23 protein-coding genes are annotated in these 21,023 nt (G+C 29.6%); 6 read left to right on the top strand and 17 right to left on the bottom strand.

What is annotated here, in order from left to right; genetic code table 11:
• Window positions 1-519, bottom strand: coding sequence for a hypothetical protein (locus Q0049_RS09025; RefSeq protein ID WP_298118953.1), 519 nt, complete (start codon window positions 517-519; stop codon window positions 1-3).
• Between the two features lie 48 nt (window positions 520-567).
• On the opposite strand from Q0049_RS09025, the gene Q0049_RS09020 reads away from it, so the two are divergent.
• Window positions 568-1,350 carry a 5'-nucleotidase C-terminal domain-containing protein gene (locus Q0049_RS09020; protein WP_298118951.1) on the top strand — a complete coding sequence of 261 codons (783 nt, stop codon included), beginning with the start codon at window positions 568-570 and terminating at the stop codon, window positions 1,348-1,350.
• Window positions 1,351-1,353: 3 nt separating this feature from the next.
• Window positions 1,354-2,268, top strand: a complete 915-nt coding sequence (locus tag Q0049_RS09015; protein ID WP_298118949.1) for a bifunctional UDP-sugar hydrolase/5'-nucleotidase — start codon at window positions 1,354-1,356, stop codon at window positions 2,266-2,268.
• On the opposite strand, the gene Q0049_RS09010 is transcribed toward Q0049_RS09015, so the two are convergent.
• The 8 genes from Q0049_RS09010 to rpsF form a co-directional block, all read right to left on the bottom strand.
• The gene (locus tag Q0049_RS09010) at window positions 2,265-2,942 is read right to left on the bottom strand and encodes a hypothetical protein (protein WP_298118947.1); all 678 of its coding nucleotides are present in this window, start codon (window positions 2,940-2,942) and stop codon (window positions 2,265-2,267) included. The two genes, Q0049_RS09015 and Q0049_RS09010, sit on opposite strands and share 4 nt — an antisense overlap.
• A gap of 67 nt (window positions 2,943-3,009) precedes the next feature.
• Complete coding sequence (locus Q0049_RS09005) at window positions 3,010-3,648, bottom strand: hypothetical protein (RefSeq protein WP_298118946.1); 639 nt, start codon at window positions 3,646-3,648, stop codon at window positions 3,010-3,012.
• A 42-nt stretch (window positions 3,649-3,690) separates the two neighbouring features.
• Complete coding sequence (locus tag Q0049_RS09000) at window positions 3,691-4,368, bottom strand: hypothetical protein (protein ID WP_298118944.1); 678 nt, start codon at window positions 4,366-4,368, stop codon at window positions 3,691-3,693.
• Window positions 4,358-6,355 carry an NAD-dependent DNA ligase LigA gene (gene ligA, locus Q0049_RS08995; protein ID WP_298118942.1) on the bottom strand — a complete coding sequence of 666 codons (1,998 nt, stop codon included), beginning with the start codon at window positions 6,353-6,355 and terminating at the stop codon, window positions 4,358-4,360. The genes Q0049_RS09000 and ligA overlap by 11 nt, the downstream gene beginning before the upstream one ends.
• Before the next feature lie 57 nt (window positions 6,356-6,412).
• The gene (locus tag Q0049_RS08990; protein WP_298118940.1) at window positions 6,413-6,886 is read right to left on the bottom strand and encodes a DUF6495 family protein; all 474 of its coding nucleotides are present in this window, start codon (window positions 6,884-6,886) and stop codon (window positions 6,413-6,415) included.
• Window positions 6,887-7,066: 180 nt separating this feature from the next.
• Window positions 7,067-7,507 carry a 50S ribosomal protein L9 gene (gene rplI, locus Q0049_RS08985; RefSeq protein ID WP_298118938.1) on the bottom strand — a complete coding sequence of 147 codons (441 nt, stop codon included), beginning with the start codon at window positions 7,505-7,507 and terminating at the stop codon, window positions 7,067-7,069.
• Window positions 7,508-7,576: 69 nt separating this feature from the next.
• Entirely contained in the window at window positions 7,577-7,873 is a 297-nt protein-coding gene (gene rpsR / locus Q0049_RS08980) for a 30S ribosomal protein S18 (RefSeq protein WP_007138295.1), read from the bottom strand.
• A 2-nt stretch (window positions 7,874-7,875) separates the two neighbouring features.
• Window positions 7,876-8,217, bottom strand: coding sequence for a 30S ribosomal protein S6 (gene rpsF, locus Q0049_RS08975; RefSeq protein ID WP_274781568.1), 342 nt, complete (start codon window positions 8,215-8,217; stop codon window positions 7,876-7,878).
• A gap of 193 nt (window positions 8,218-8,410) precedes the next feature.
• Between rpsF and Q0049_RS08970 the strand changes: the two genes are divergently transcribed.
• On the top strand, window positions 8,411-9,106 hold the full coding sequence (locus Q0049_RS08970; RefSeq protein ID WP_298118933.1) for a LytTR family DNA-binding domain-containing protein: 696 nt from the start codon (window positions 8,411-8,413) through the stop codon (window positions 9,104-9,106).
• Here the strand turns inward: Q0049_RS08970 and priA are convergent.
• The 5 genes from priA to nadC form a co-directional block, all read right to left on the bottom strand.
• A complete protein-coding gene (gene priA / locus Q0049_RS08965) occupies window positions 9,103-11,550 on the bottom strand; it encodes a primosomal protein N' (protein WP_298118931.1) in 2,448 nt (815 codons plus the stop codon). The genes Q0049_RS08970 and priA overlap by 4 nt on opposite strands.
• 5 nt (window positions 11,551-11,555) lie before the next feature.
• On the bottom strand, window positions 11,556-11,990 hold the full coding sequence (locus Q0049_RS08960; protein WP_298118929.1) for a DUF2147 domain-containing protein: 435 nt from the start codon (window positions 11,988-11,990) through the stop codon (window positions 11,556-11,558).
• 72 nt (window positions 11,991-12,062) lie between these two features.
• Window positions 12,063-13,007 (bottom strand): YihY/virulence factor BrkB family protein, encoded by a 945-nt coding sequence (locus Q0049_RS08955; protein WP_298118927.1) that lies wholly within the window; start codon window positions 13,005-13,007, stop codon window positions 12,063-12,065.
• 39 nt (window positions 13,008-13,046) lie between these two features.
• On the bottom strand, window positions 13,047-13,406 hold the full coding sequence (locus Q0049_RS08950; protein WP_298118926.1) for a four helix bundle protein: 360 nt from the start codon (window positions 13,404-13,406) through the stop codon (window positions 13,047-13,049).
• 51 nt (window positions 13,407-13,457) lie between these two features.
• Entirely contained in the window at window positions 13,458-14,318 is an 861-nt protein-coding gene (gene nadC, locus Q0049_RS08945; RefSeq protein ID WP_298118924.1) for a carboxylating nicotinate-nucleotide diphosphorylase, read from the bottom strand.
• 127 nt (window positions 14,319-14,445) lie between these two features.
• Between nadC and Q0049_RS08940 the strand changes: the two genes are divergently transcribed.
• Complete coding sequence (locus Q0049_RS08940; protein ID WP_298118922.1) at window positions 14,446-14,622, top strand: hypothetical protein; 177 nt, start codon at window positions 14,446-14,448, stop codon at window positions 14,620-14,622.
• A gap of 41 nt (window positions 14,623-14,663) precedes the next feature.
• Here the strand turns inward: Q0049_RS08940 and Q0049_RS08935 are convergent, their stop codons facing one another.
• Window positions 14,664-17,294 carry a valine--tRNA ligase gene (locus Q0049_RS08935; protein WP_298118920.1) on the bottom strand — a complete coding sequence of 877 codons (2,631 nt, stop codon included), beginning with the start codon at window positions 17,292-17,294 and terminating at the stop codon, window positions 14,664-14,666.
• Window positions 17,295-17,617: 323 nt separating this feature from the next.
• Here Q0049_RS08935 and Q0049_RS08930 point away from each other — a divergent pair, with 323 nt between their 5' ends.
• Window positions 17,618-18,043, top strand: coding sequence for a DUF1573 domain-containing protein (locus Q0049_RS08930; protein WP_298118918.1), 426 nt, complete (start codon window positions 17,618-17,620; stop codon window positions 18,041-18,043).
• Window positions 18,044-18,077: 34 nt separating this feature from the next.
• Here Q0049_RS08930 and Q0049_RS08925 read toward each other — a convergent pair whose 3' ends face one another.
• Window positions 18,078-19,406: an aspartyl protease family protein gene (locus Q0049_RS08925; protein WP_298118917.1), complete on the bottom strand. Its 1,329-nt coding sequence runs from the start codon at window positions 19,404-19,406 to the stop codon at window positions 18,078-18,080.
• 104 nt (window positions 19,407-19,510) lie between these two features.
• Between Q0049_RS08925 and Q0049_RS08920 the strand changes: the two genes are divergently transcribed.
• Window positions 19,511-20,707, top strand: coding sequence for a pyridoxal phosphate-dependent aminotransferase (locus Q0049_RS08920; RefSeq protein WP_298118915.1), 1,197 nt, complete (start codon window positions 19,511-19,513; stop codon window positions 20,705-20,707).
• Between the two features lie 196 nt (window positions 20,708-20,903).
• Here the strand turns inward: Q0049_RS08920 and Q0049_RS08915 are convergent.
• A partial coding sequence (locus tag Q0049_RS08915) for a T9SS type B sorting domain-containing protein (protein ID WP_298119197.1) occupies window positions 20,904-21,023 on the bottom strand: 120 nt, incomplete at its 5' end.

Genomic DNA, 21,023 nt, shown 5'->3' with positions numbered 1-21,023 from the left:
TTATAATTTGTTTAATATTTTTAAATATTTGAATAATTCGGATACAAAAACTTTGTATTTCTCTGCATTAGTATCAATCATAAATTGGTTTAAACGCATGTCAACACTTGAAAAACCTACTTTAAAATCGGCTTTTGAATTTAATGTTACTAATAGCAATGGTGCTTTTTCAATATCATAATAACTTATTAGTAAATCAAAATTAGCATTTGTAAAAGTAGTAATTTGTTCTTTATCAAATGTTCCGTTCCAAGTCATATCCTTTGGACTAAAAACAGAGTAATCAAAAACTTCATTTTTTTTTATTTTATCTCTAAAAACTAACAATTCAATATTTTGATTTTGAATTCCGTTTTGAATCAATTCATTTATTAACTGATCTTTCTCTGAAAAATAACTTTCATCTATAAGTAATCCAACTTTTTTAATATAATTATTTGAACTGTTATGTTTTACGTTTGATAACCGTTTCTTAACATTTTTTTTTGCCCAAAAATCCTTTATCTTGTCTAAAAACATTGTACTTTTACTTGATTACAAATTTAATTAATTTTAGTTGCATATCAGATGGTAAATCTAAAAAACTATAGCATTGCATTGAAACATTTTGGTTTATTATTAACATTTTTATTAATTGTTTCTTGTAACCAACAAAAATTCGCTGTTTCAAAAATTGAAGGTAAAAAAATTGGAATTACCTCCGAATATTCAGAAACATCTGAAATTGAAAACTTTATAAAACCATATAAAGAATATATCGACAAAGATTTAAGTTCCGTTTTAGCTTATTGCCCAGTTACTCTTGACAAATCAAAAGGAGAATGGCAAACTAATATTGGGAATTTCATAGCAGACATAACATTTGAAAAATGCGAATCCGTTTTTAACTCAAGAACACAAAAACACATCGATTTTTGTATTTTAAATAATGGTGGAATTCGTTCCGTTATACCAATGGGTAATGTAACATCGAAAACTGCCTATGAAGTAATGCCGTTTGAAAACAGTGCTACAGTTGTAGAATTAAAAGGTGAACAAGTTTTAGAAATGATTAACTATTTTATTACTGAAAAAAAACCTCACCCACTTTCAAGAATTCAATTTACAATCACAAAAAATAATCTACCAAAAGATATATTAATCCAGGAAAAACCTTTAGATAATTCAAAAAGTTATTTTATTGTAACCAACGATTATTTAGCAAATGGTGGTGATAACATGACTTTCTTTAAAAAAGCAATTTCAAGAACCGATTTAGATTACAAACTCAGAAATGTAATTATTGATAATTTTAAAGAAGTTGACACTCTAAAAATCAATACCGATAAACGAATCATTAAAGAAAATTAAGCCATGAAAAGAAGAGATTTTTTAAAAAACACAGCAGCAAGTTCGGCTTTATTAGGTTTAAGTGGTTTATCTTTAAGTAGTTTTAAAAATAACGATTTTAAGCATATTACTATTCTTCATACTAATGACGTTCATAGTTACATCGATCCTTTTCCTGCTGATCATCCTCGAAATGCAAATATGGGTGGCGTTTCTAGAAGAGCAGCATTAATTGAAACTATTCGAAAAGAAAATCCAAACACTTTATTGCTTGATGCGGGCGATATTTTTCAAGGAACGCCTTACTTCAATTATTATGGTGGTGAATTAGAGTTCAAATTAATGAGCATGATGAAATATGATGTTGCTACACTAGGAAATCACGATTTTGACAATGGTGTTGATGGTTTTTATACTCAGTTGCCACATGCAAAATTTGATTTTGTTTCATCTAATTATGATTTTAAAAATACAGTTTTAAATGGTCATGTAAAACCTTATGTGATAAAAAACATCAATGGAATTAAAATTGGAATTTTTGGATTAGGAGTAGAATTAGATGGTTTAGTTGACAAAAAAAACTACAAAGAAACGGTTTATAACAATCCAGTTGAAATTGCAAATGACATCACAAAGAAGCTAAAAAAGGATGAAAAATGCGATATGATAATTTGTCTTTCCCATTTAGGTTTTAAATATAAAGACGAACCTGAAAAAATATCCGATTTAATATTGGCAAAAAAAACTAAGGACATTGATTTAATTATTGGTGGTCACACGCACACTTTTTTAGATAAACCTGTTATTGAAAAAAATCTTGATGAAAAAGATGTTATAATCAATCAAGTAGGATGTTATGGACTAAATTTAGGTCGAATTGATTTTTATCTAACTAATGATAAACAACTACTTTCACAAGGTAAATCAATAGTTGTCTAATTTTTTTCAGAAATAATTACAAACCTATAAAACACATAAAAAGCAAGAATATTTAATATCATTGCTAATGGACGAAGTGCGTAAGAATGTGATTCAACCAAATAGTATTTCTCAATATATATTACTAATTGCAATCCTAAAAATAACAAAACGCTGATTAGCAAAAAGGAATTTTGTTTAATATCATCCATGACATAAGATGAAATTGCTACTCCACCTAGAAAAGCTGCCATTAGATTATGAAAAAAAATTAAATAATAAGAATTTTCAGGAATATCTGATGCCGCAAATAGATAAAAAAATATGAACCCTAATGGAATTGTGGCTATAAACAAAGGAATAAAGTCTTTGATTTTTACGATTTTAAAAATTAAAATCAATAAAAAAATCCTATGAATTGTATAAGTTATAACTCCATAAAAAAGAGAATCAGAAGTATTTGGAATAAACAAAAGATTAGTCAACAGAGAAAAAAACATGATTAAATAAAATAATTTCCCTTTTGATTTACTTGTATAAAAATATAAAACCATTAATAAAATAGGTATTAATGGTTTTGAAATAAAAATAATAAACTCACAAGAATATAGTTCAGCTAACACCTCAATGATAGCGTTAAAGAAATAAATGATTGTTAAATATTTAACTATTTTATTTTCAAAAACAATACTCATCTAGTAAAATTATGAAAATAAATACAAACTTTTAAATTTATATACTATTTTTTTTACAATACGCTGTTTACTTTGCTCTTTCTGACAATAAAATAAATTGTAACAACGAAAAATGACCTAAAATAAAAAACACCATTGATAATGGCTTAAGGAAAGACAAATCTATGTAGTAGAATTTAATACCTAAAAACAAAATATTAAAAGCATAAAACAAAGCACTTACTAAAAGAAACTTGCTGACTTTATCATTTCTCATAATATAATTACCCAGTGCAATTCCGCCCATTAATGACATTACAACACTATGAATTATAGTTATTAGAAAAGTTTGAAAATCTATATCTTGAAAAATTAAAAAATTTAGATATATAAATAAAAACAAGAAAGGAATAGTGCCAATTGTAAAAGGGAATAAACTAGGTAATTTTATTTCCTTATATACCTTTGCTACTACAAACAACTTACTAAATATAAAAAATATTGCGGCAAGTGTAATATATTTTGAATGTTCAAATAAAAAAAGAATATTAGCAATCCAGTTGATAACTATTGCCAAAATATATAAAACTGATTTACTTGTTGATTTTATCAAATATATACCCAGAAGTAATGGCAAAATAAAAGGTTTTAAGATTGACGTCAAAAAAATATTTTGCGCAAACTCAGCAACAATTTCAAAAAATGAAACCACTACAAATAAAGACATCAAAACTCTATTTAAAAGATATTTATTCAATTTAATGCCGGATTAAACATTAGAAACAACCTCTCTATTAATCATATATTTTACAAATAATAAGTACGAGAAAATTTGTGTAGAAAAATGAATCGTATCAAATATTGCAATTTTTGCCTGAAAATTATAGACAACATAAAAAACATCTGACATCAATATACATAATACACAAAAGAGAAGAAATAAGTTTGCCAAATTCATTCTATTAATAATAATGTAAGACGCTAAAAATGAAATCAAAAATAAAGAAGCTCCATAAATTCCAACTTCATATTGCAAATCATCCTCACGATAGGAAAAAACATCAACAATGCTCCACCATAAATAACTTAAAAAAATAGATATTATCAAAATTGCCAATACATTAATGAAAGACATTTTTGGCCTTTCTAACTTTTTTAACATTATAAAAATAAGCGAGATATTACAAAAAAAGAAAGGAATAATAAGATAAATAACTTCGTCTTCTAGCTCAAAAACACCTATAGAATCGCCTATAAAATTAAATATAAAATAAAAGCATGCTATGACATCTACTCTTGATACATTCCCTAAATAATAAAAAAATAAAACTGGAATTAATAATGATTTAGATACTAACTTTAAACCATAGAGTTCATAGAAGTTAGCAAAAATTGCCACAACGCATAAAATAAGATATACAATTAATGCAACTCTATCAATTTTCATTTATCATTTGTATAAAATCATCTTCAGAAATAATAGCTATTCCAAGTTGATTTGCTTTTTCTAATTTGGCTGGACCCATATTTTCACCTGCAACCACAAAATCAGTCTTTGTAGAAATTGAACTTCCTACTTTTCCTCCATTATCTTCGATGGCTTTCTTCAAATCATCACGAGAAAATTTTTCAAAAACTCCTGAAACAACAAAGGTTTTTCCAGAAAGTTTTACAGTTGCATTAGGATTAAATTTTTCAACAATTTCAAATTGAACACCAAAAGATTTTAACCTTTCAATGATAATTCTATTCTCTTGATTTTCAAAAAATTCTATAACACTTTGTGCAATTCTATCACCAATTTCATCCACGAGAATCAAATCCATTAAAGAAGCTTGGCTTAAAGTCTCTATATTTTTATAATGCTTTGCTAATTTTTTTGCTACAGTTTCCCCTACATATCGAATTCCTAGGGCAAATAAAACTCTTTCAAAAGGAATTTCTTTAGATTTTTCAATTCCGTTTACAAGATTTTCAGCACTTTTTTGCGCCATTCGTTCTAACGGAATTACATCCTCCACTTTCAATTCATATAAATCAGAATAGTCTTTTACCAATCCATTATTGAACAATAAAGCTACAGTTTCTCCACCTAAACCTTCAATATCCATCGCTTTTCTAGAGATATAATGCTGAATTCTACCGATAATTTGTGGTGGACAACCATAGAAATTTGGGCAATAATGCTGTGCTTCGCCTTCTTTTCTAATCAATTCCGTTTGACATTCTGGACAATGAGTTATGTATTTTGTTGGTTCGACTTCATTTCCTCTTTTGGCTATACCAATAATCTTCGGAATAATCTCACCTCCTTTTTCAACAAAAACTTCATCTCCAACTCTGATGTCTAATTTTTCAATTTGATCAGCATTGTGCAAAGAAGCACGTTTTACAATTGTTCCTGCCAATTGAACGGGTTCTAAATTAGCAACTGGAGTAATTGCACCAGTACGACCAACTTGATACGAAATCGAGTTTAAAACTGTAGTAACTTGCTCTGATTTAAACTTATACGCAATTGCCCAACGAGGTGATTTTGCAGTATATCCTAATTCATTTTGATGATTAAAATCGTTGACTTTGATTACAACACCATCAGTTTCATAAGGCAAATCGTGACGATGAACATCCCAATAGTTTATAAATTCGAAAACTTCATCCAGATTATTAGCCAATTTTGATTGTGTCGGAACTTTAAAACCCCAATTTCTAGCGGTTTCTAATCCTTTAAATTGCGTATCAAAAGGCAAATTATTTCCAGTAATAAAATATAACAAGCAATCAAGCGGACGTTTAGCAACTTCAGCACTATCTTGCAATTTTAAACTTCCAGAAGCCGTATTTCTTGGATTTGAATAAGGTGTTTCGCCAATTTCAATCAATTCCTGATTCATTTTTTCAAAACCTTCAAACGGAAGAATAATCTCTCCACGAATATCAAATTTAGGCGGAAAATTTCCTTTCAATTGCAAAGGAATTGATTTTATGGTTTTAATATTATTGGTTACATCATCACCTTGAAAACCATCACCACGCGTAACAGCTTTGGATAGTTTTCCGTTTTCATAAGTAATAGAAATAGACGCACCATCATATTTTAATTCACAAGTATATTGCAAATCAACATTCCCTAAAACCTTTTGAATTTTGATTTCCCAATCTTGTAAATCTTCTTTAGAATAAGAATTATCTAAAGAATACATTCTATTTTCATGAACTACGGTTTGAAAATTCTTAGTTATTGTTCCTCCAACACGTTGTGAAGGCGAATTTTCATCAAAATATTCAGGATGTTTAGCTTCTAAATCTTGTAATTCCTTTAATTTTTGATCAAATTCAAAATCAGAAATTGTTGCATTATCAAGCACATAATAATTGTGGTTGTGCAAGTTAAGTTCTTCGCGTAGGTCTTGAATTTTTTTCAGAATGTCCATAAATCAAAAAATATATATTCTTCACTAAAATAAGCAAATATTTCTAATTTAAGAAAATTATGATTGAATTATAGTATTGACTTGGATATATAATTGTCCGTCACTCAAAATAGCACCTTGAGTAATTAAATCGAAAATAGATTCTTTTCTTTCAGCATCATAATTCTTTTTCCCAACATGAATTTCAACTGTTTCAGTGAAGAGGTTTTCACTCAACCATTGCAAACCTTCTTTTGTAAGAAAATCAACTTGTGGCACTAATGATTTAATTACCATTGAGTCAATAAACTCTTCTTGACAATGAAAAAGGAAAATATGATTTTTAGAAAAATGTTCCAAAAATTGAGAATTAGACAAAACGCCTTCCCAAATTAAATCAGAGAAAACATCTAATTCTTGTTCGGCAACTTCTGGTTTATTAGCTTTAATCTCGTCCCATTCTTTTTTATCAATAGATTGAGAAGCAAGAAAATTTGCAAATTCTTGATGCAAAGCTTCAAATTGTTCTTTGGTTAATCTTTTGTATTTCATAATTTTTGCCACTAAGACACGAAGTCACTAAGTTATTTTTGCTTATTTTTTCCACCAAACAAAACAAGGATATAAAGAATTAAATATTAAATTTATTAAAACCCTTGAGCCTTTGCGTCTTGGTGGCTAAATAAAAAAATCCCGACTTTCATCGGGATTTATATTGATAGTAGTGAAATACTAAACTTCAGCTACGATTTCGTATGGTAATTCAACAACTACATCTCTGTGTAATCTTACAGAAGCAGTGTATTTTCCAGTTCTTTTCACAGTTCCACTAGTGATAAATTTTCTATCAACAGGTTGACCAGCAGCTTCTAATGCAGCAGCAATATCAATATTTGTTACAGAACCAAATAATTTTTCACCACCAGCTTTTGAAGAAATTTTAATATCTAAAGCTTTTAATGCATCAGCAATTTTGTTTGCATCAGCAATAACTTTAGCTTCTTTGTGAGCTTTTTGCTTTAAATTTTCAGCTAATACTTTCTTAGCAGAAGGTGTAGCTAAAGTAGCAAATCCTTGTGGAATTAAGAAATTACGTCCGTAACCAGCTTTTACTGTTACGATATCATCTTTAAATCCTACGTTTTGAACGTCTTGTTTTAATATAAGTTCCATGTTGTTGTCCTTATTTATAGAAGTTAGTCTCGCTGAATATAACGAGACAACAACTTTTTAATTAATTAATTATTTTAATAAATCTGCTACATATGGCATTAAAGCTAAGTGACGAGCTCTTTTTACAGCTACTGACACTTTTCTTTGATACTTCAATGAAGTTCCTGTTAAACGTCTTGGTAAAATTTTACCTTGTTCGTTAACGAATTTTAATAAGAAATCTGCATCTTTATAATCGATGTATTTGATTCCTGATTTTTTGAAACGACAATACTTTTTAGTTTTGTTAGTTTCTATGTTCAAAGGCGTTAAATATCTGATATCTCCGTCTTTTTTTCCTGAAGCTGATTGTTGTAATGTTGCCATGATTAAGCTTTTGCTACTTTAAGTTTTTCTCTTCTTCTCTCTGCCCATGAAATTGCATGTTTGTCTAAACTTACAGTTAAGAAACGCATAACACGTTCGTCACGTCTAAATTCAGTTTCAAAAGCAATTAATACTTCTGGAGCTACTTGGAATTCAAATAAATGGTAAAAACCACTTTTTTTGTTTTGGATTTCGTAAGCTAATTTTTTTAAGCCCCAATCCTCTTTAGATACCATCTTTGCTCCTCTACTTGTAAGAAAATCTTCAAATTTGCTTACTGTTTCCTTTACCTGAACTTCAGATAAAACGGGATTTAAGATGAAAACAGTTTCGTAATGATTCATAATAAATATGTTTTAATTATATAAAATTGGGTGCAAAGGTAAGAATAAATATTAGTTACACAACTCCAAATTATAAAATATCGCCTAAATGCACAAAAATACTGCTTAAAAGCAAAAAAAATCGATAAACGTATTTTTATTCAAAAAAAAGTACTATGTTTGTATTCCCAAATCTTAAATAAATATAAAAAGTATGAAACTAAATTGTGTAGTTGTTGATGATAGCTCGCTTCAGCGAATGGTCATTGCAAAGTTAGTAAATAACCATCCAAATTTACACTTGGTTGGGGATTTTTCTAATGCAATTGAGGCAAAAAATTGTATGACGGTTCATACTGTCGATTTAATTTTTCTAGATGTAGAAATGCCTGTAATTAGCGGTTTTGATTTTATAGATGGTTTAAAAGTTAGACCTCAAGTAATCTTTATAACATCGAAAGCCGAATATGCTTTAAAAGCATTCGATTATGATGCCACAGATTATTTACAAAAACCTATTGTATTAGAACGTTTTAATGCATCTGTCAAAAGAGCATTAGATCATTACATGTTACGTCAAGACAATCATGACGATGAAGGTGACCATATTTTTATTAAGAGTAATCTAAAAAAATTGAAAGTTTTTACCAATAAAATTAAATGGATTGAAGCCTATGGTGACTATGTAAAAGTTGTTACTGAAGAAGATACTAACCTTGTGCTTTCTACCATGAAATCATTTGAAAAAGACTTATCTAAAGACAAATTTATTAGAGTTCACAAATCCTATATCATTAATATTGATAAAGTGGAACGTTTCAATAGTAAGTTTGCCGAAATTGGTGTCACTAAAATCCCATTGAGTCGTAATAAGAAAGAAGATTTAATTAAAGCATTAGCAATTGCTTAATAAAAATCAACGTTTGCAGTAACTTTTATAGTTCTGTATTGCGGAATAACATCAAAACTATTCAGAATTTTTTGGATAGTTTTTTTTGTGTTTGGAATGGACACATTTTGCGGAATTTTAACCATAATGGTTCGGATATATTCATTACGAATACGGTTAATTCCTGGCTCTTCTGGACCTAAAACTGGTAGTTGCAAATGTTGCTGCATTACCTGATACAACCACATCGAACCTTCTTTTAATTTATCAAAATCTTTGTGTTTTAAAGTCAATTTTATCAAACGGAAATAAGGCGGATATTTATAAATTTGGCGTTCATATAATTGCTCTTTACACATTCCAATATAATCATTATGAGTTACTTGCTGAATAATATTATGATTTACATTGTACGTTTGGATAATCACTTTTCCGCGTTTATCTGAACGTCCTGCACGACCAGAAACTTGTGTCATCATTTGAAAACTTCTTTCAAAAGCTCTAAAATCTGGATGATACAACATCGTGTCTGCATTCATAATTCCGACTAACGAAACGTTATCAAAATCCAATCCTTTTGCAAGCATTTGAGTTCCGACTAAAATATCAATTTCACGATTTTTAAAACTATCAATTAACTTTTCAAAACTGTATTTTCCACGAGTGGTATCTTGATCCATTCGTTTGATGTTTTTTGTCGGAAATAATTCGGCTAATTCCAATTCAATTTGCTCTGTTCCAAAACCTTTAGCAGAAATATCTACACTCGAACAAGCGTGGCAATTTGTTGGTTTTGCAATAGAATACCCACAATAATGACAACGCAATTGATTTTTAAATTTATGATAGGTCAAACTCACATTGCAACTGGTACATTGCGGAATGTGACCACAAGTCATACATTCTAAAACGGGTGAAAAACCACGACGATTTTGAAATAAAATGATTTGTTCACCTAAACTCAAAGCCTCAGTTATGGCTTCAATTAGCGCCAAACTGAAATGACCTTTCATTCGTTTTTTGAAGTAGTTTTCTTTTAAATCAACCAATTCAACTTCGGGCAATGGTGCTTTTCCAAAACGTTCTGAAATTGAAATCAATCCATATTTTCCAGACTGAGCGTTAAAATACGTTTCAATACTTGGCGTTGCCGAACCTAATAAAACTTTAGCTTTTTGTGAATTTGCTAAAACAATTGCAGCATCACGAGCATGATATCTTGGCGCTGGATCTTGTTGTTTGAAAGTTTGTTCGTGCTCTTCATCAATAATTATCAATCCTAAATTTGAAAAAGGTAAAAATAAAGACGACCTTGCTCCTATTACGATTTTAGCTTTTTCTGAATTTTCTAAAACTTGATTCCAAACTTCAACTCGCTCATTATTAGAATATTTCGAATGAAAAACAGCTACTTGATTTCCGAAATGCGCCGTTAGACGAGAAACCAATTGCGTGGTTAAAGCAATTTCGGGTAATAGATACAAAACTTGTTTACCTTGAGCGATGAATTCCTCTATTAATTTAGTATAAATTTCAGTTTTGCCTGATGATGTAACGCCATGAAGCAACGAAACTTCTTTGGTTTGAAAACTATCTTTAATTTCGGTAAACGCTTTTTCTTGTGCTTGGCTTAAAACTAAATTATTTTCGGTTTTATTTTTATCAAAATTGACTCTGTCTTCTTGAATATAATATTCTTCAAAAATATTTTTATCAATCAACGCTTTAATTGTAGCTGATGTTGACTTCGAAATTTCAGTTAATTGCTTTACAGAAATTGGTTTTCTTTCTTGTGCATTCAACTGAAAATAATGCAATAAAACATCTTTTTGCTTTGCTCCTTTTAAAGAATCTAAAAGCGAAATCAAATTTTCATCAGAAGTATAATCTTCTTGCAAACGAATATATCGTATAAGTTTTGGCTTATATTCTTCTTGTATTTCCTCTTGAAGAGAAAGCACATTTTTGTTAAGTAATTTTTGAACTACGGGAAAAATATTCTTTTTATTCAAAATTGCCATAATATCTTGAACTTTTAACGAACTTTGATGTTGAAGGGCTTCAAAAATTAGAAATTCATCATCGGATAATTCGGTTTCAATTACATTAAAATCTTTCTTTTGAGAAATTATAGTTTCACTTTCTAAAATAAAAGCTGAAGGCATCGCACCACGAAAAACATCGCCAAGATTGCACATATAATACGATGCAATCCATTGCCAATGTTGTATTTGGAACTCATTTACAATAGTTTTTTCATCCAATACTTGATGAATTTCTTTGGCTTCGTATAATTTTGGTGGAATTTGATGCAAATCTAAAACCAATCCTGTATAAATTTTACTTTTACCAAATGGAACCGCAACACGCATTCCGATTTTGATGTAATTGTACTCGGCTTCCGAAACGCTGTAAGTGAACGTTTTGGGTAAAGAAAGCGGTAAAATTACTTCGATGAAATACAAATTGACTATTTTTTAATTCTTATCCATTTTTGAGTTCTTCCTAATAAAGATATTCCAACATAACCTCTAACGGTCAATTTATCTTTAGACTCAAGACTCAAGCTACACTTATAAATTTTACCACTTTTAGGATCTAAAATCTTACCATCATTATATTCATCTCCATCTTTAGAAAGACCACGAATAATAACCATTCCTAAAATAGGTTTATCTTTATCTGTACCATTACATTTAATACATTTTTTTCCTTTATTTTCTTTTTCTAATAGCTCAATTATTTTTCCATAAATTTTTCCATTCTCTTCATAAATTTCGACAATACTTTTCTCTTTGCCTGTTTCATCGTCATAAGTTTTCCATATTCCTAAAACAGATTGACTTTGCACTATTTGAAAAAACAAAACAAAAAGTAAAACTAAACTATTCTTGAGTTTGAACATTTTTAACATCTTCTTGACTGAATTTATTTCTTAATTTATGAATATTTAATATTGATTGATGAACTAAAAATATTAATTTAAACTATTTTCTGCATCTAATTCGAGTGCTTTTTCTCTTTTTAGCTTTTGAATAAGAGCATTCAATTCGAATCCCAATAGAAGAATCATACAATTAATCCAAATGTAAAACATCACTACCAAAAGTGTTCCGATAGAACCATAAAGTTCATTGTATTTAGAGAATTTCACTACCCAAATTCCGAAGAAATAGGAAGACAAAATGATTAAAATTGTTGTAAAAACTGAACCTATTGATATGAAAGCACGTTTTCCATTTCGTTTAATTCCAAATTTAAAAAGTATAGAAGTTGCAATTAGAATCATTAAAATTAAGAAAATGTATCGACTCATTTCTATGATTGGAATACTTTCTGAAAGGACATCTTGAATTTTAGTCTTCTGAATTAAAACTTCAAAAATAACAATGGCTGCAACGGTAATTATCAATATCAATGAAAGCAAAATTGACATTCCGAGAGCTACTAAATATTGACGAACAAAAGCACGTTTGACAGTGATATGTTGTGAATTTTCAAAACCTCCAAGAATTGCATTTACACCATTAGTCATCAACAAAACCGCCATAATAACTCCGGTAGAAATCAATCCTGAATGACTATTGTGAAGAATATCATTTATAATTTTGAAAATGGCATCATAAGTTGTTGGCGGAACACCATCTTTAACAAAGCCAAGAAAATCCTCTTGAAATCCATCAATAGGAATGTAAGGAATTAAATTTAAAATAAATAAAGCAAAAGGAAACAACGCCATGAAAAAACTGAAGGCAATTGCAGCAGCTCTATATGACAAAGCTCCTTCTACAACTCCAGTAATGTATAACTCCAATAACTTATACAACGACAATCCATGAAGCCAAGGTAATTTAATACTTTCGCCCAAAGCTATAAGTTGCTTAATTACAGGAAATCCTTTTATTTTTTCTTCTAACGTCATATTGTTCAGTTTGCAGTTTGCAGATTTCAGTTTGCAGATTTATAGAAACTTGTCAGGGTTATTCATCATATAATTTAAAAGCTTCCCAACTTCATTACTTTTTTCTGTTAAAAAATCAAATTCATCTTTTTTCAAATATTCACACGCATAAGCAAACTCTAACCATCCTTGCGTCTCAGCGTTTTCAGCATCGCTATCTGTCAACTTTGAAATAAAATGTTTTTCATAGCGCCTTTTTCGGGTTGCTTCGGCAATATTTACTGCAACACTTCTTGATGAACGTCTTATTTGATCTGTTAATGAATATTGTTCTTCTTTTGGAAATGATTTTGAAATTTTAAATATATACATTGCCAATTCAAATGATCTTTTATAAGCTAGTAAATCTTGAAACTTCATAATACTATTTTTAAAACTAAAATCTGCTATCTGCCACCTAAAAACTGCTACCTAATCAATTGCTTTCAAACTCAAATCCATGTTATAAACAGAATGTGTCAAAGCTCCAGAAGAAATATAATTTACTCCGCATTCAGCGTATTGGCAAATGGTATTTTCATTAATATTTCCAGATGATTCTGTCAAGCATTTTGTTCCAATTAATTCGACAGCTTTTTTGGTATCTTCAAAATTGAAATTGTCGATTAAAATTCTGAAAACTCCTTCGCTTTGTAAAATTTCTTTTATTTCATCAAGATTTCTAGCTTCAACGATAATTTTTAAATCTTTATTGTTGGCTTTTAAATATTCTTTTGTTTTGTTTATTGCTTTTGTAATTCCGCCAGCAAAATCGTTATGATTGTCTTTCAACATAACCATATCATACAGTGCAAATCGGTGATTTTCGCCTCCACCAATTTTTACCGCCCATTTTTCGCAAGCTCTAAAACCAGGAGTTGTTTTTCTTGTGTCGAGAACTTTTGTGTTTGTTCCTTCTAACAAATCAACGTATTTTCTTGTTTTAGTTGCAATTGCACTCATTCTTTGCATTGAATTCAACACTAATCGTTCCGCTTTTAAAATCGATTGTGAACTGCCTGATACATGAAAAACAACATCACCATATTTTACATTTGAGCCATCATTAATGAACGTTTCTACTTTCATGTTAGCATCAACATAGTTGAAAACCATTTTAGCAAATTCAACTCCGGCAATAATTCCGTTGTCTTTTACTAATAGTTTAGCTTTTCCTTGAGCATCCACTGGAATGCACGCTAGCGAAGAATGATCTCCATCGCCAACATCTTCTCGAATGGCATTTTGTATAATTAATTGGAGTTCGTTTTGGAATTGTTCTTCTGAAATCATAATCTAAATTTGAATTGCTAAAGTAAGGAAAAATGTTGATTTTGTAAATCAGTGTATAATTTGATTTAAAACAATATTTTAAAACTATTTTTAATTACTTTTACATTAATAATCAAATACTTATAACATGAAAACAAATCAGAAACTAATCATTTTAGCACTATTGTTCATTATCACCTTAGGTAATTATAGTAGAATTGGTAATTTTGAATCAATTAGAACCGTAGAATTTTTATCAATATTTGCCTTAGGAGCAATTACTTCATTATTTTTAAGAGAAATTATAATTACTGTAAATAAGTAATTTTCATAAAAAAACCCAAGCTTTAAAACTTGGGTTTCATTTTATTTCAAACTTGCTAAACTTTGCTCAATTGTGGCAATTTTTGCAAGCGCATCGGCTTCTTTTTTGCGTTCCATTTCGAGAACTTTTTCTGGTGCACCATTTACAAATTTTTCATTTGACAATTTTCCTTGAACACTTCTCAAAAAACCTCTTGTATAGTTCAACTCTTCTGTCAATTTAGTAATTTCAGCAGCTACATCAATATTTCCTGTAATTGGAATAAAATATTCGTTTGATTTTACTCTATATGATAAAGCACCATCAACTTTTTCAGTAACATATTCTAAAGAAGTAATATTTCCTAATTTCATTATTACCGAATCAAAGTAGGTTGAAGACTTATCGTTATTAACAACTTTTAAATCGATAGCATCTTTGAATGGAATATTTTTATCTTTTCTAATCGTTCTAATTCCAGAAATTACATCCATAGTAATATCAAAATCAGCAATTAATTTTTCGTCAAATGATTTAGCACTTGGCCATTCGGCAACAATCAATGCTTGTTCAGAAGTTCTTTCTGTTATATGTTGCCAAATTTCCTCCGTTAAAAACGGCATGAATGGATGTAATAATTTTAAATTATTTTCCAACATTTCAATAGCTTTATCAAATGTAGTTTTATCAATTGGTTGTTGATATGCTGGTTTAATCATTTCTAAAAACCAAGAACAGAAATCGTCCCAAACCAATTTATAAATACCCATTAAAGCATCGGAAATTCTGTATTTATCAAAATTCTCTTCAATTTCAGCTAATATTCTTTGTAATTTATTTTCGTACCATTCTATAGCTACTTTAGAAGATTCTGGTTGCGGAATTGCATCAGAAACTTCCCAACCTTTAATTAATTTGAAAGCATTCCAAATTTTGTTTGAAAACGCTTTTCCTTGATTACAAAGTTCTTCATCGAACATGATGTCGTTTCCTGCAGAAGCACTTAAAAGTAATCCCACACGAACGCCATCGGCACCAAATTTTTCAATCAACTCTAATGGCTCAGGAGAATTTCCTAATGATTTTGACATCTTACGACGCTGTTTGTCACGAACTAAACCTGTTAAATATACATTTGTAAATGGTTTTTCACCAGTATATTCATAACCTGCAATAATCATTCGGGCAACCCAAAAGAATAAAATATCTGGACCAGTAACTAAATCATTGGTTGGATAATAGTATTTAAAATCTTCACTTTCAGGGTTTAAAATTCCACCAAAAACCGCCATTGGCCATAACCAAGAAGAGAACCAAGTATCTAAAGCATCAGCATCTTGCTTTAAGTCAGAAGCCTGAAGTTTGAAGTTAGAAGTTTTTGTTCTTGCTAACTCAACTGCTTTTTCGATGTTTTCAGCAACTACAAAATCTTCTTTTCCATCACCATAATAATACGCCGGAATTTGTTGTCCCCACCACAATTGACGAGAAATATTCCAATCTCTAATATTTTCTAACCAATGTTTGTAAGTATTATTAAAACGAGAAGGATGTAATTTAATTTCATCAGATTCTAAAACGGCTTTGATAGCAGGTTTAACTAATTCTTCCATGCTTAGAAACCATTGATCAGACAAACGTGGTTCGATTACCGCTTTTGTTCTCTCAGAAGTTCCAACATTATTAGTGTAACTTTCTGTTTTTAACAAAGCTCCAATTTGTTCCAATTCTGTTTCAATTTCTGTACGAACTACAAAACGATCTTTACCTTGATAGTGCAATCCATAAGAATTTAAAGAGGCATCGTCATTAAAAATATCAATAATTTCTAAATTGTGTTTATCTCCTAAAGTTTTATCGTTTACATCGTGAGCTGGAGTTACTTTTAAACAACCAGTACCAAATTCAACATCAACATATTCGTCTTCAATAATAGGAATTACTCTTCCACAGATGGGAACGATTGCTTTTTTTCCTTTTAAATGAGAAAAACGCTCATCATTTGGGTTAATACAAATTGCTGTATCGCCAAAAATTGTTTCAGGACGCGTTGTTGCAACAGTTAAAAAATCTTCTGAACCTTCAATTTTGTATTTTAAGAAATATAATTTTCCTTGACGTTCTTCAAAGTTTACTTCTTCATCAGACAAAGTAGTTTTTGCTTCTGGATCCCAATTTACCATTCGGTAACCACGATAAATCAATCCTTTATTGTATAAATCTACAAATGAATGAATTACTGAAGCAGACATATCGTCGTCCATTGTAAATTTAGTTCTACTCCAATCGCAAGAACATCCTAGCTGTTTTAGTTGCTCAAGAATTGTTCCGCCATATTTATTAGTCCAATCCCAAGCGTGTTTAAGGAATTCTTCACGAGTTAAATCGTTTTTGTTGATTCCTTCGCTTTTTAATTTTGCAACAACTTTTGCTTCAGTAGCAATAGATGCGTGGTCAGTTCCTGGAACCCAACATGCATTGAAACCTTTTAATCGAGCACGACGAATTAATACATCTTGAATGGTATTATTCAACATGTGTCCCATGTGTAAAACTCCGGTCACATTTGGTGGTGGAATTACAATGGTATAAGGTGTTCTATGGTCAGGTTTAGATGTAAAATAGTCATTTTTCATCCAATAGTCGTACCATTTTTGCTCTATTTCTTTGGCGTTGAATTGTGCAGGAATCATTTATTTTGTTTAAAATGTTTATAGTTTAATTTAGTTTAAAGTTGTTTCGAACGAGATTACAAATATGCAATACCAATGCTTTTTAGCCCCGATTGAAACGGAAATCCTTTTCTTTTTTCTTTAAAAAAGAAAAGATTGCAGAGAAAAGCGGGAAAATGGATTGCCGATAAATCCCGAACCATTCGCTCCAAAAAAATTGGTATGTTTTTTGTATATCTTAATGCAAAAGTAAGTAATATGTACTTTTATAAAAAATTAAGAATTAAATTTTTGTGTATTAATTTAAAGTAAGTAATTTTACACTAACCAAATTAAAAAAAGAAATGAAAAAAATTATACTTTTTGCTGCTGTTTTGATGAGTGCTGTGAGTTTTGCTCAAGCGAAAATTGAATTTAAAGCCAAAGACAACACGATTGATTATGGAACGGTTTCTAAAGGCGATGATGATGGTGTGAGAGATTTTATTTTTACCAATACTGGTGATGCTCCTTTGATTATTACAAACGTTCAATCGACTTGTGGTTGTACGGTTCCTACGAAGCCAACTGCTCCAATTATGCCTGGTAAATCTGATAAAATTTCGGTGAAATATAACATGAATCCTGGTCCGATTAGAAAAACGATTACTGTTGAAACGAATGCAACAAATGTAGAAGGCGGAAGAGTTGCTTTGAAAATTAAAGGTGACGTAGTTGTGAAACAAGAAGTGAATCCACTTGAGAAGAAAAAATCAAGCCCGATGCAATAAATGATAAACGCTCTAAAATTTAGAGCGTTTTTTTTTATATTATACTTTTTAGTTGAAATTTTATTTTTAATGGTTTTCCATTTCTTTCAACCTGAAATTCAATTGTTCTTCCTTCCTCTGATTTTAATAAATCATTAATTTCTTGCAGATTAAAATCAAAACCATCCTTTTTATTGATTTTAACTATTACATCATCTTTTTTCAATCCTGCCAATTCAGCTGGAGAATTTTTTCGAACATTTGCAATGATGTAAACCGGCTTAAGTTCAAATTTATATTTGAGTTGATGGCTAATTCTATTTCCGTTAGTATCAAATAAATCATTTGTTGATCCTTTATTAGTGTTATCAAGAAATGCTTCTTGTATCCACTGTAATCCTTGATGTTGCACTTCAATTCCTGACATATTAAAATTGAAATCATCTTCAAAATATTTATTCTTTTTAAGATACATCATACTATTTTGATAATCAAATGCCACAGTAAATCGTTTCATTAATTCAGCACCAATAGAACCATTTCTGTTGTATATATTATCAATTTCTTTTGTTGCTAAAGTATCAGGAAAAGCAACTAATGGTTTTGAAAAAACAAAATCATTAATTTTAAACTCATTAATTCTGGCACGTAATCCATAAACATCACCGCTAAAACCAAGCCCTAAATAATCCTCAAAAACAATTTTAGGTACTTGAATATTCTTACTTGTACTTTTAAAAAGCCAAATAGCATCACTATTTCCTGTATCAATTAAAAGTTTTGTATCTAATTGAGTGGTTTCAAAAACTGATTTTGAAATTATGTAGGGTTTTCCTTCGTGAAGTATTAGTGGAACCTTAGAGTATGATTTAAATTTTTTAATTTGCTTATTTACATCTTTATAGACAATTATTTTATTTGCTTCATAATCAATTTTTATAAAATGATTTTTGAAAAAATTATATCCAATAACTCCATTTATAGGAACTCCAACTTGTGAAGAAATATTAATTTCTTGGTCTAAAACTAAAAAAATCATATGATTATTATCTTCAATATTTTTAATCTTGATTTTGTTTTTAGTGGATTTATAACCTTCAAAAGATTCCTTAGAACCAAAACCTTTCATCTTAATTTTTTCGATTTCAGAAAAAACAATTTCACTTGTTTCGTCGATACTAAAAAGAATTGTTTCCTCTACACCTGTGTCTAAAAGAAAATTGAGATTAACTCCATTAACCTCGACCGGTATAACAATTAAGTTATTTACTAATTTAAATGGAATGGTAGCTTTACTTTTAGAATCACTAAATTGAAACTGACTCTGAGCCAATATATTTAAGCTACAAGAAAATAAAATTATACAAATTAAACTTCTAAACATTAGGTCATAATTTTTATAAATTTAATAAAATATTCATTTACAAAATGATTTTTTACTAATAATAGAATAAAAAATTGCAAATTTGCACTACTAAAATTTCAATTATGCCAAAAATTTCAAACAAAGGACAACAAATGCCTGAATCACCAATTAGAAAATTGGTTCCTTATGCTGACATTGCTAAGAAAAAAGGTCATAAAGTATATCATTTAAACATTGGTCAACCTGACATAAAAACTCCAGAAGTAGCATTAAATGCTGTAAAAAATGTTGACATAAAAGTATTAGAATACAGTCATTCAGCAGGTTTTGAAAGTTACAGAACTAAACTATCACAATATTATAAAAATCATGGTTTACCAATTGAAGTTGAAGATATTATAATTACGACTGGTGGTTCTGAAGCACTACTTTTTGCAATGGGAAGTACCATGGATGTTGATGATGAAATTATTATTCCTGAACCATTTTATGCAAACTACAATGGTTTTTCAACAGCATCAGGAGTAAAAGTTGTTCCTGTAATTTCTACAATTGATGATGGATTTGCTTTACCACCAATAGCTGCATTTGAAAAACTAATTACACCAAAAACTAAAGCTATTTTAATTTGTAATCCTGGTAATCCTACTGGTTATTTGTATTCAAAAGAGGAAATTCAACAACTTTCAGAAATAGTCAAAAAACATGATTTATTTTTAATTGCAGATGAAGTTTATCGCGAATTTATTTATGATGAAACTGACAAACATTATTCTGTAATGAATGTTGCTGGAATTGAAGAAAATGCAATCATGATTGATTCTGTTTCAAAAAGATACAGCATGTGTGGCGCAAGAATTGGCTGCATTGTTTCAAAAAACAAAGAAGTTATGAAAGCTGCAATGAAATTTGCTCAAGCTAGATTAAGTCCGCCTACATTTGCTCAAATAGCTAGTGAAGCTGCTCTTGAAACTCCTCAGAGTTATTTTGATGAAGTCATTGAAGAGTATAAAGACCGAAGAGATACTTTAATTACTGAACTTCAAAAAATTGAAGGAGTAAAAGTAGCTACTCCAAAAGGTGCTTTTTATTGTATTGCTCAATTACCAATTAAAAACGCTGATGATTTTGCACAGTGGTTATTAGAATCATATGATTTAAATGGAGAAACTGTTATGGTTGCACCTGCGGCAGGTTTTTATTCCACACCTAATGTTGGTTTAAACGAAGTCCGAATTGCATATGTACTAAAAAAAGAAGATTTAGTTCGTTCTGTTGAAATTTTAAAAGAAGCTTTAAAAGTTTACAATTCTAAATAATTTTTTGGAGCAAATGGTTTGGGCTTTCTTGTAGTCCATTTTCCTGCTTTTTGTTCTATCTTTCATAAAAAAAAGTTCCTTTTCAGGAACTTTTTTTTATGAAAGGATGCCACTTCAATCAGGGCTAAACAGCAAACTATAGATACAAAAAAAGGATTCCCAAAACGAGAATCCTTTATTGATTTAATTTAAAAACCTATCTTTTTAATGAGAAATGGGCTTTAAATTGTTTTGTTTTTGATTGTTCTATATAATCTACACTAAACCAATAATCAGTTGATGGTAGTGGTTGTCCATTAAAGGTTCCGTCCCATCC

The organism is Flavobacterium sp. (genome assembly GCF_027484205.1).
Classification (GTDB): domain Bacteria; phylum Bacteroidota; class Bacteroidia; order Flavobacteriales; family Flavobacteriaceae; genus Flavobacterium.
Note: the sequence above shows the minus strand (reverse complement) of the source record. Positions and strands in the feature narration are given on the sequence as shown.